At 52.2% G+C, this 10,131-nt stretch carries 10 protein-coding genes; 6 read left to right on the forward strand and 4 right to left on the reverse strand.

The genetic code is table 11. The features are described from left to right. The 3 genes from A918_RS0101760 to A918_RS0101770 all read right to left on the reverse strand — a co-directional run. On the reverse strand, positions 1–293 hold a 293-nt coding region (locus tag A918_RS0101760), incomplete at its 3' end, for a VOC family protein (RefSeq protein WP_022709390.1). Positions 294–300: 7 nt separating this feature from the next. After that, positions 301–687, reverse strand: a complete 387-nt coding sequence (locus A918_RS0101765; RefSeq protein ID WP_022709391.1) for a GFA family protein — start codon at positions 685–687, stop codon at positions 301–303. A gap of 20 nt (positions 688–707) precedes the next feature. Continuing rightward, complete coding sequence (locus tag A918_RS0101770) at positions 708–1,316, reverse strand: TetR/AcrR family transcriptional regulator (protein WP_022709392.1); 609 nt, start codon at positions 1,314–1,316, stop codon at positions 708–710. Between the two features lie 136 nt (positions 1,317–1,452). On the opposite strand from A918_RS0101770, the gene A918_RS0101775 reads away from it, so the two are divergent. Continuing rightward, positions 1,453–2,649, forward strand: a complete 1,197-nt coding sequence (locus tag A918_RS0101775) for an MFS transporter (protein ID WP_245257276.1) — start codon at positions 1,453–1,455, stop codon at positions 2,647–2,649. 53 nt (positions 2,650–2,702) lie between these two features. Here the strand turns inward: A918_RS0101775 and A918_RS0101780 are convergent, their stop codons facing one another. Continuing rightward, on the reverse strand, positions 2,703–3,683 hold the full coding sequence (locus A918_RS0101780) for an aldo/keto reductase (protein ID WP_022709394.1): 981 nt from the start codon (positions 3,681–3,683) through the stop codon (positions 2,703–2,705). 100 nt (positions 3,684–3,783) lie between these two features. On the opposite strand from A918_RS0101780, the gene A918_RS0101785 reads away from it, so the two are divergent. The 5 genes from A918_RS0101785 to dnaJ all read left to right on the forward strand — a co-directional run bounded on the left by A918_RS0101785 (position 3,784) and on the right by dnaJ (position 10,057). After that, positions 3,784–4,668, forward strand: coding sequence for a LysR family transcriptional regulator (locus A918_RS0101785; RefSeq protein WP_022709395.1), 885 nt, complete (start codon positions 3,784–3,786; stop codon positions 4,666–4,668). A 14-nt stretch (positions 4,669–4,682) separates the two neighbouring features. Next, positions 4,683–5,309: a nucleotidyltransferase family protein gene (locus A918_RS0101790; protein ID WP_022709396.1), complete on the forward strand. Its 627-nt coding sequence runs from the start codon at positions 4,683–4,685 to the stop codon at positions 5,307–5,309. A 15-nt stretch (positions 5,310–5,324) separates the two neighbouring features. Then, entirely contained in the window at positions 5,325–6,296 is a 972-nt protein-coding gene (locus A918_RS0101795; RefSeq protein ID WP_022709397.1) for a Gfo/Idh/MocA family protein, read from the forward strand. A 317-nt stretch (positions 6,297–6,613) separates the two neighbouring features. Next, positions 6,614–8,521 (forward strand): molecular chaperone DnaK, encoded by a 1,908-nt coding sequence (gene dnaK, locus A918_RS0101800; protein WP_022709398.1) that lies wholly within the window; start codon positions 6,614–6,616, stop codon positions 8,519–8,521. Between the two features lie 390 nt (positions 8,522–8,911). Next, a complete protein-coding gene (gene dnaJ / locus A918_RS0101805; RefSeq protein WP_022709399.1) occupies positions 8,912–10,057 on the forward strand; it encodes a molecular chaperone DnaJ in 1,146 nt (381 codons plus the stop codon). Positions 10,058–10,131: the final 74 nt, after the last annotated feature.

Below are 10,131 nucleotides of genomic sequence, written 5' to 3' on the forward strand. Positions count from 1 at the left end.
TCCTGAATATTTAACGGGCCGCGATAAAGAGTGCCGCCGACTGACAACATATGCGCGACAGCCTGATCGAAATCATCCACCTGCCAATAGACGACAGAACCGGCAGCACCTGAGGCGACTTTTTCATCAGCAGGCACAATTTCAAGGTCAACAGAGCCGATTTTGAGATAGTCGAAATCAAATTCTTCCAGCCGCTGAGCAATAGCTTGCGGAAAAGCCCGCTGATACCATTGCAAGGCTTGAGCAACATCACTGACATGGATGAGGACGGAGGCGATTGTCTGGCTGGTCATTGTGGTTCTATCGGCGTTCCGGATGCCACCAGTCGGGCTTCATATCTTCAAAGGACGTATATTCCGGTGCGAATTCCGGCTGATTATTATCGTCGAAACAGCCGAGCAGCAGCGCTACAACCGGCTCATCATCAATCGCTCCGACAGAGCTGCCGCAGGACGGACAAAACGCGCGTTTGGAATAATGGGAGGAGCGATATGTGGTAGGTTCCCCGCCTTCCCCTGTCCAGCGCACGGCCTGAGCCGCAAACTCCACCCAGACGGCTGTGAGCGAACCGGTATGTTGCTGGCAATTCTTGCAGCAGCAACCATGGGGCTTGAGCTTTAAGGGATCACTTTGCGCTTCAAAACGGATGGAGCCACACAGACAGCCGCCACTATAGGTTTTCATCATTTCTTCTGATGTCCCGTTTGTCAGGCCGGTACTGTTACACGCTCCGGCATGGCGCGCATAGCCATTTCAATAATGCTTTGCACAGACTCACGGCTGCCGCCGTCACGGGCCTCATAGGACAGGCTCTGCAACATGGCATGGTAGAATTCTGCCATCTGCGTCAGGTCTGTGCCTTGCGGCAGGTCGCCGTCTTTCAGCGCGCGTTCACAGCGGGCGAAAATCCGCTCAAAAGCCGTTTGACGAATGGTTTTGAGAAATTCTTTGACCTGTTTGTTTTCCGGTTTGCACTGGATGCTGCTGACGCTGACCATGCAGCCGCCTGCAGAACAAGCATAGGTTTTATCCGCATGGGTTTCCAGCATGGCGCGGATGCCCTGCTGAATCGTCTCCGCTTTATCCAGCGCAACCAGAGGTGCTCCGCCGATTGTTGCAGTGTAATGATCCACCGCCTCACGGAAGGCCTGCTCCTTGGAGCCAAAAGCGGCATAAAAACTCGGCGGGGTAATGCCAATAGCCGCAGTAAAGTCGTTAATCTGGGCGCATTCATAGCCTTTTTCCCAGAAAACTTTCATAACTCTGTCCAGCGCATCTTCGCGATCAAAGCTGCGCGGTCTGCCGCGTAAAGCCATTTCATACCTTTCTTTAGTATGTCTTATATAATTCACTTGACCGCAGCATTCAAGTTGCTATGAATTATGTAATCATCACTACATAATGAGATTCACGATGACTGATATTTGCGATTCCGCGCTGCCCGCGGAGCGAATGACTAATATTGCTGTTAACACGATTACGCGTTCTGAAGCGCATAAACCAGCAATTCCGCTGGTTGTTTATTGCTTATCGCTGGGTGTTTTTGCTTTAACAACATCCGAGCTGATGATTTCCGGTCTGTTGCCGTCGCTGCAGCAGGCCTTTGGCCGGTCTATTGCCGATATCGGCAATCTGATTTCCCTCTATGCCTTGGGTATGGTGTTTGGCGGGCCGGTGGTGACGCTGCTGTTTCTGGCTTTGCGTGTTGAACATAAAAACGGATTGCTTGGTCTCCTGATCTTCTATGCCATTGCTCAAAGCGTTGCAGCCTCGACCTCAAGTTTTGAGGTGATGATGATTGCCCGTGTGCTCACCGGTATTGCAGCTGCGGCAGGATTTGGCCTGATGCTGGCAATCACTGCGCGTCTGGTTGCTGCCAATATGCGGGGGCGTGCCGTGTCGCTGGTGTTTGCAGGGCTGATGCTGGCGACAGCATTGGGCGTGCCACTGGCAACATGGATAGACAGCCTGTTTGGCTGGCGCGTCAGCTTCTGGCTGATTGTGCTGGTGATATTATTCTGCGCTTTGACTGTTGCGCTGAAAATTGAGAAAAGCCCTGCGGGTCACTCGGCAACATTGCAGACTGAGCTTCAGGATATGCGTAACCCTGCTCTCTGGGCAGCTTATGCCACCAGCGCATTGGCAATCGGCTCGTCCTTTGCTTTTTATAGCTATTTCTCTCCGATTATGACTGATCTGGCACAGTTTCCGGTTCATCTCATGCCGTTTCTGCTTGCCCTCTATGGAATTGCCAATATTGCGGGTAACTTTCTGAACGGTCGTTTTGCTGATCGCTATACGATGCCGCTTCTGATTGGCGGTATCGCGGTCATGGTTGTTGCAATGCTGATTTTTGCGTGTTTCGCAGAATCAAAACCGGCGGCACTGCTTTCTGTTGTTCTGATCGGCCTGACGGGGATTGCGCTTAATCCTCCGCTGGTTGCCCGTATCATGCGCATTGCCCATCCCGGTGCACTGGTTAATGCCATGCATGCCTCGGTGATTAATATCGGCCTGAGCTTTGGCCCCTGGGCAGGCGGTTTGGCGCTGGAAAACGGCTCCGGCCTGCATGCCCCGCTCTGGGTTGGTTTTGGCATGGCACTGGCAGCATTGCTGACACTGGCACCCCGTTCATTGCGCCGTCTGTGATGGGGGTGTGATTGAGTGACGCTGTTTTATCCGTTGAAACAGCGTCATTTTGTTTAAAGACCCGTCATGGCCAGCGAAGCATCCGTGTAGCGTTTGCCTGATACCTGATCGGGCGTGATGATAGCGCCGATCTGTTTTAACTCCTCAGCCGAGAGGCTAATCTCTGCAGCTTTGATATTCTCATCGAGACGGCTGGTTTTGCGGGTGCCGGGGATAGGCACAATAAACTCTGCCTGATTGAGCACCCATGCCAGTGCGAGCTGCGCCGGTGTGATTTGTTTACCGGCTGCAATCTGTTCGATCAGATCAATCTGTGCATTATTGGCAGCGAGATTTTCCGGCTGGAAGCGCGGCAGGGTTTTGCGGAAATCATTCTCTGCCAGATCAGCTTGTGTGCGGACACTGCCTGCCAGCATGCCGCGGCCAAGCGGGCTGTAAGGCACAAAGCCGATGCCCAGCTCACGGCAGACCGGTAGCACTGTGCTTTCCGGATCGCGCACCCAGAGCGAATATTCGCTTTGCAGCGCCGCGATAGGATGTACGGCATGGGCGCGTCGCAGAGTTTCAGGCCCCGCTTCAGACAGGCCTATGGTGCGGATTTTTCCCTCAGCAATCAGGTCTTTCAATGTACCGACCACATCTTCAATCGGCACAGCCGGATCAACACGGTGCTGGTAGAACAGATCAATCACCTCAATACCAAGGCGTTGTAAGGAGGCTTCTGCCACAGCGCGGATATGATCGGGATGGCTGTTCACACCATTTGATGTGCCGCCTTCAATTTTAAAGCCGAATTTCGTGGCAATAGTCACTTTATCGCGATGCGGTTTCAGTGCCTTGCCAACCAGTTTTTCATTTTCAAAAGGCCCGTAGACTTCTGCCGTGTCAAAGAATGTCACGCCGCTGTCCACCGCATGATGCAGAGTGCGGATGGCTTCTGCCTCATCTTGCCCGCCATAGGCATGGCTCATGCCCATGCAGCCAAGACCAAGTGCGGAGACTGTCAGTTCAGAGCCGAGTTTGCGCATTTTCATGGTGATTTTCCTTATTTCATCCGGTGACGAAAACATATGTCTGTTTTGATTGTTCGATAATCCGGTTTTATTTTTACGCCCTGTTCGGTAAAACAGATCAATGAAACGCTCTCAGCTCTCCCAATTGGCGGTTTTCGCCACAGTTGCCGATCATGGCAGTTTTCGTGCGGCGGCAAAAGAACTGGCTATTGCACCCTCAGCCGTCAGTCAGGCTGTTGCCCAGCTTGAGGCTGATCTTGGCATTACGCTGCTTTCACGCACCACCCGTTCCGTGCATCTGACAGAGGCAGGACAGCGCTTGCTGGCGGAGCTTGCACCGGCGCTGGGTGGTATCAATGCCGCATTGCTGGCCGTACAGGATATGCGTGCCAGACCTGCCGGAACGGTGCGGATCAGCACGCCGCGCTCTGCCGCCCATCTGTTTCTGGCACCGAAATTTCAGGCATTCGGTGAGGCCTTTCCGGATGTGGTGCTGGATATCCACATTGAAGATCAGTTTGTGGATATTGTCGCTGCCGGTTTTGATGCCGGTATCCGCTTGGGAGAAAGTCTTGAGAAAGATATGATTGCTGTACCGCTCGGCCAAGCCTTGCGAAGTCCGGTGGTCGGTTCTCCGGCCTATCTTGAGCGTCATGGCATACCGCAGCATCCGCAGGATCTGATGACACATCGCTGTATTCTCAAGCGGTTTTCTTCCGGCAGTCTTTATCACTGGGAGTTTGAAAAACAGGGGCACCGGCTGGATGTTAAACTCAATGGCCCGCTGATACTGGATGATAATCACCTGTTGTTGCAGGCGGCACTGGATGGTGCAGGGCTGGTCTCGCTGCTGGAACCCTATGTGGCAGACTATATACAGAAAGGTACGCTGACAGAGGTTTTGCCGGACTGGACACAGCAATTTCCGGGTATGTATATTTATTATCCGAACCGGCGTAACATGCGGCCGGCGCTTCGTGCTTTTATTGATTTTTTCAAATTATAACCGTCGGAAATCCTATGTCCCATTTGCGTTTTTCCGGACTGCCCGCACAGGAGCAGCAAGATATTTTTCTGGATATTATCCGAAACAGCCCGCTTCTGAAGGATGTGCTGTGCCGCGCACAGCAACTGAACCTGCCGGATTGGTATATTGTATCCGGCGCGCTCTATAATCTGGTGTGGAATGTGCTGACCGGCAGACCGGAAACCCATGGCATCAAAGATATTGACCTGTTTTATTATGATGCTTCCGATATATCCTACGAGGCAGAAGACCGGATCATCAAGACGGGTGACGAGGTATTTGTCGGTGTGCCTTTGCCGGTGGAAATCCGTAATCAGGCGCGGGTGCATTTGTGGTATGAAAAGCATTTCGGACTGGTTTGTCCGCCTTTGCGCTCCAGTGAAAACAGCATTGACCGCTTTGCTTCGAAAACCCATGCGGTCGGCATAAGACTTGAACCGGATGGCAGCTTGAAACTCTATGCGCCTTTCGGTCTGGATGATATTTTCTCGCTTCGGATGACACCCAATCCGGTGGCTGATAATCGTGAAACACATCATATCAAAGGTCTGCGGGCACAGAAGAACTGGCCGGAAGTGACGGTTGTTCCGTGGCCTGAAATGACCGCACTCAATTCATAACGGAAAGGTATCCTTATGTTCCGCTGGGGTATTTTATCGACCGCCAATATTGGTATCACGCAGGTACTTCCTGCAATCGCGGCATCCGAAACCGGTGTGATTCAGGGCATTGCCAGCCGTGATGCAGCGCGCGCCCGTGATGTGGCCGACCGGTTCAACGCACCTTTGAGCTTCGGCTCCTATGAAGACTTGCTGGCAAGCGATCAGATTGACGGCGTTTATATTCCGCTGCCGACATCGCAGCATATTGAGTGGTCGTTGAAAGCGGCAGAGGCGGGCAAACATGTGCTCTGTGAAAAGCCAATCGCTTTGAAGGCGGAGGAGATTGACCGTCTGATCGCTGCGCGTGATCGCCATCAGGTGGTGATCTCCGAAGCTTTCATGGTCTATTATCATCCGCAATGGGCAAAGGTGCGTGAACTGATTGCCTCCGGCCAGATCGGCCGTTTGCGCATGGTGCAGGGCTGCTTCACATATTTTAATAATGATCCGGCGAATATGCGCAATCAGGTTGCACTTGGCGGCGGTGCCTTGCCGGATATCGGGGTCTATCCGACTGTAGTGACGCGTATGGTGACAGGGCAGGAACCGCAGGAGATTTTTGCCCGTATTGAACGCGATCCGGATTTCGGCACCGACCGTTATGCAACTGTGCTGGCGCGTTTCGCGGATTTTGATCTGAGTTTTTATGTGGCGACGCAGCTATCTGGGCGTCAGCAGATGGTTTTCCATGGCGATCAGGGGATGATTACGGTTCATGCACCGTTTAACGCCGGAAAATACGATCATGCACGGGTCACATGGCATGACAGTTCACACACTGCTTCACAGGAATGGACTTTTTCCAATATCAACCAATATAGCCTGCAGGCAGATGCTTTTGTGCGCTTTGCCCGCGGAGAGAAAGAAGTGCTTTTCAGTCTTGAAAACTCAAAAGCCAACCAACATGTTATTGACAGGATTTATGCAGCAGCCGAAAAGCAGTGACATAAAGCGCATCCTAAAAAGCGGAAACCGGTTTTTGGATAAGATGTGCGGCATGCTTCGTGCTGTAATAATTTTTTAAATTCTGAAAAAACCGTCAAAATCGCTCAAAACAGATAAAAAACGCATCAAAATGCGGGATTTTTGTCGCAACCGCGGGCTTGTGGCTTGCAGTGAAAATCCCCCCTTCTTATATACCCCTCGACTCGTGGCGATCAGGCGTTTAAAAGCCGGTTCGTTTTGTCAAAAACCCGATAGGGGCTGCCACATGGAATGCTCGGCAGAGGTCCCGGCAGTTCGCTGAATGGAGAAGAATAAATATGGCTAAAGTAATTGGTATCGATCTGGGAACGACCAACTCCTGCGTCGCCGTTATGGACGGTAAGACTGCGAAGGTCATTGAGAATGCTGAAGGTGCACGTACAACGCCTTCGATTATTGCTTTTACCGATGGTGACGAACGTCTCGCTGGCCAGCCTGCGAAACGTCAGGCTGTTACCAATCCGGAAGGCACACTGTTTGCTGTTAAGCGCCTGATCGGCCGCCGCTTTGATGATCCGATGGTCACCAAAGACAAAGATCTCGTACCGTACAAGATCGTTAAGGGCGACAATGGCGATGCATGGGTAGAAACCCATGGCAAGAAATATTCGCCTTCGCAGGTATCCGCGATGATCCTTCAGAAGATGAAGGAAACCGCTGAATCCTATCTCGGTGAAAATGTAACACAGGCTGTTATTACAGTTCCTGCTTACTTCAACGATGCTCAGCGTCAGGCAACCAAAGATGCCGGTAAGATTGCCGGTCTGGAAGTTCTGCGTATCATCAACGAACCAACCGCTGCGGCTCTGGCCTATGGTCTTGATAAGAGCGAAGCAAAAACCATTGCTGTTTACGACCTTGGTGGTGGTACATTCGACGTGTCCATCCTCGAAATCGGCGACGGCGTGTTCGAAGTTAAGTCCACCAATGGTGACACTTTCCTCGGCGGTGAAGACTTTGACATGCGTCTGGTTGAATATCTGGCAGCAGAATTCAAAAAAGAGCAGGGCATTGATCTGAAGAACGACAAGCTGGCTCTGCAGCGCCTCAAGGAAGCCGCTGAAAAAGCGAAGATCGAACTGTCTTCTGCTCAGCAGACTGAAATCAACCTGCCGTTCATCACCGCTGATGCAACCGGTCCTAAGCACCTTGCCATCAAACTGTCGCGTGCGAAGTTTGAAAGCCTGGTGGATGATCTGGTTCAGCGCACCATTGAACCATGTAAAGCTGCACTGCGCGACGCTGGCCTTAAAGCCGGTGAAATCAGTGAAGTTGTGCTGGTCGGTGGTATGACCCGTATGCCGAAAATTCAGGAAGTTGTTAAAGCTTTCTTCGGCAAGGAACCGCATAAGGGTGTGAACCCTGATGAAGTGGTTGCGATGGGTGCTGCTATTCAGGCCGGTGTTCTGCAGGGTGACGTTAAAGACGTTCTGCTGCTCGACGTAACACCGCTGTCACTCGGTATTGAAACACTTGGTGGTGTGTTCACCCGTCTGATCGACCGCAACACAACCATTCCGACCAAGAAATCGCAGACCTTCTCGACCGCTGAAGACAATCAGTCGGCTGTGACGATCCGCGTTTCGCAGGGCGAGCGTGAAATGGCTGCAGACAACAAGATGCTCGGCCAGTTTGATCTGGTGGGCATTCCGCCTGCACCACGCGGCGTACCGCAGATTGAAGTGACTTTTGACATCGACGCGAACGGTATCGTGAACGTGACCGCGAAAGATAAAGGCACCGGTAAAGAACATCAGATCCGTATTCAGGCATCCGGCGGTCTGTCCGATGCTGATATTGAGAAGATGATCAAAGATGCGGAAGCCAATGCGGATGCCGATAAGGCACGCCGTGAAGCTGTGGAAGCCAAGAACCAGGCTGAAGCTCTGATCCACTCGACCGAGAAGTCGCTGAAAGACTATGGCGATAAAGTTTCCGGTGATGACAAGGCTGCGATCGAAACAGCTCTTGCTGCACTGAAAACCGCTGTTGAAGGCGATGATGCGGAAGACATCAAAGCGAAAACACAGACCCTTGCTGAAGCTTCCATGAAGCTTGGTCAGGCTATGTATGAATCAGCACAGGCTGAAGAAGGTGGCGAAGACGCTGCTGATGCCCGCGCTGATAAGGACGATGTTGTTGACGCCGATTTCGAAGAAATCGACGAAGACAAAAAGAAATCCTGATTTATCAGGTTGAAAGGCAAAGCCCGGCTTAGTGCCGGGCTTTTGTCCATTCAGTTGCCTGCGGTTTTGCATGTCTTTTACGGCAAAATGCAAAATTCCGGGCACATGAATTTACCCGTCTCTGGACATCGGTTTGCGGTGTCACCACATAAACCGGACGGGATGAACAGGTCAGCGCCGGATATTGGTTTGTTAAAAACTAGAGCATGTCTCCCAAAAGTGGGTACCGGTTTTGGGTTTAAGACATGCGTAAAACAAACCGTTAGAGCGAGAGCCGTGGATACGATTAAACGCGACACGCTCTAGGGCTGCGACAACCTTCAATGACTGTCTGAAAATGTTCTGATCGGGGCGGCATCATCAGACAACAGCCATCGGGACGAATGGTTTATGAAAGTGGATTACTACGAAACGCTCGGCGTTGTCAGAACTGCGGATGATAAGGTTATCAAGACCGCTTATCGCAAACTGGCAATGCAATATCATCCGGATCGCAATCCGAATGATGCGGAAGCAGAGCGCAAATTTCTTGAGCTGGGCGAAGCCTATGACGTGCTGAAAGACCCGCAAAAACGTGCGGCCTATGACCGTTTCGGTCATGCTGCCTTTGAAAATGGCGGCGGCGGTGCCGGCGGATTTGGCGGTTTCGGCGGCGGCGGTTTTGGTGCCGGTGGCTTTGCTGATATTTTCGAGGATATTTTCGGCGATGTTATGGGTGGCGGTCGCAACCGTCGCTCCGGCGGCCGTGAGCGCGGTGCCGATCTGCGCTATAATATGGAAGTAACACTCGAAGAAGCCTATGCCGGTAAAACGGCACAGATCAGTGTTCCGGGTTCTATTTCCTGTGAGGAGTGCACGGGCACGGGTGCCAAGAAAGGCACACAGCCGGTTACCTGTACAACTTGCGGCGGCGCCGGTCGTGTGCGCGTGGCGCAGGGCTTCTTCTCTGTGGAGCGTACCTGTCACACCTGTAACGGCCGCGGCCAGATGATTAAAGATCCGTGCCCGAAATGTGACGGCGCGGGACGTATCAGTCAGGAACGCAATCTGTCGGTCAATATTCCGGCAGGGATTGAAGACGGCACACGCATTCGCCTGACCGGTGAAGGTGAAGCCGGTACACGCGGCGGACCGAGCGGCGATCTTTATATTTTCCTGTCGATCAAGCCGCATGAATTCTTCCAGCGCGACGGATCTGACCTTTATTGCAAAGTACCGATCTCGATGGCGACAGCCGCTCTGGGCGGTCAGTTTGAAGTGGCAACGCTTGATGGTACGCAGACCCGTGTGAAAGTGCCGGAAGGTACCCAGAACGGCAAACAGTTCCGCCTCAAGGGTAAGGGCATGCCGGTACTGCGCCAGCAGACAACGGGCGATCTCTATATCCAGATTGCGATTGAAACACCGCAGAACTTAAGCAAGCGTCAGCGTGAATTGCTCGAAGAGTTTGAGCAGATTTCGTCAAAGGAAAACAGCCCGCAATCGACCGGCTTTTTCTCGCGGATGAAAGAATTCTTTGAAGGTATTCGCGATTAGAGCTTTAAAATTATGCTCTAAGCGCTTTTATTGCAGAAAATAACCGGAGCGGCATTTGTATTTCATGCAAATGC

Source organism: Pseudochrobactrum sp. AO18b (assembly GCF_000409565.1).
Classification (GTDB): Bacteria; Pseudomonadota; Alphaproteobacteria; order Rhizobiales; family Rhizobiaceae; genus Pseudochrobactrum; species Pseudochrobactrum saccharolyticum.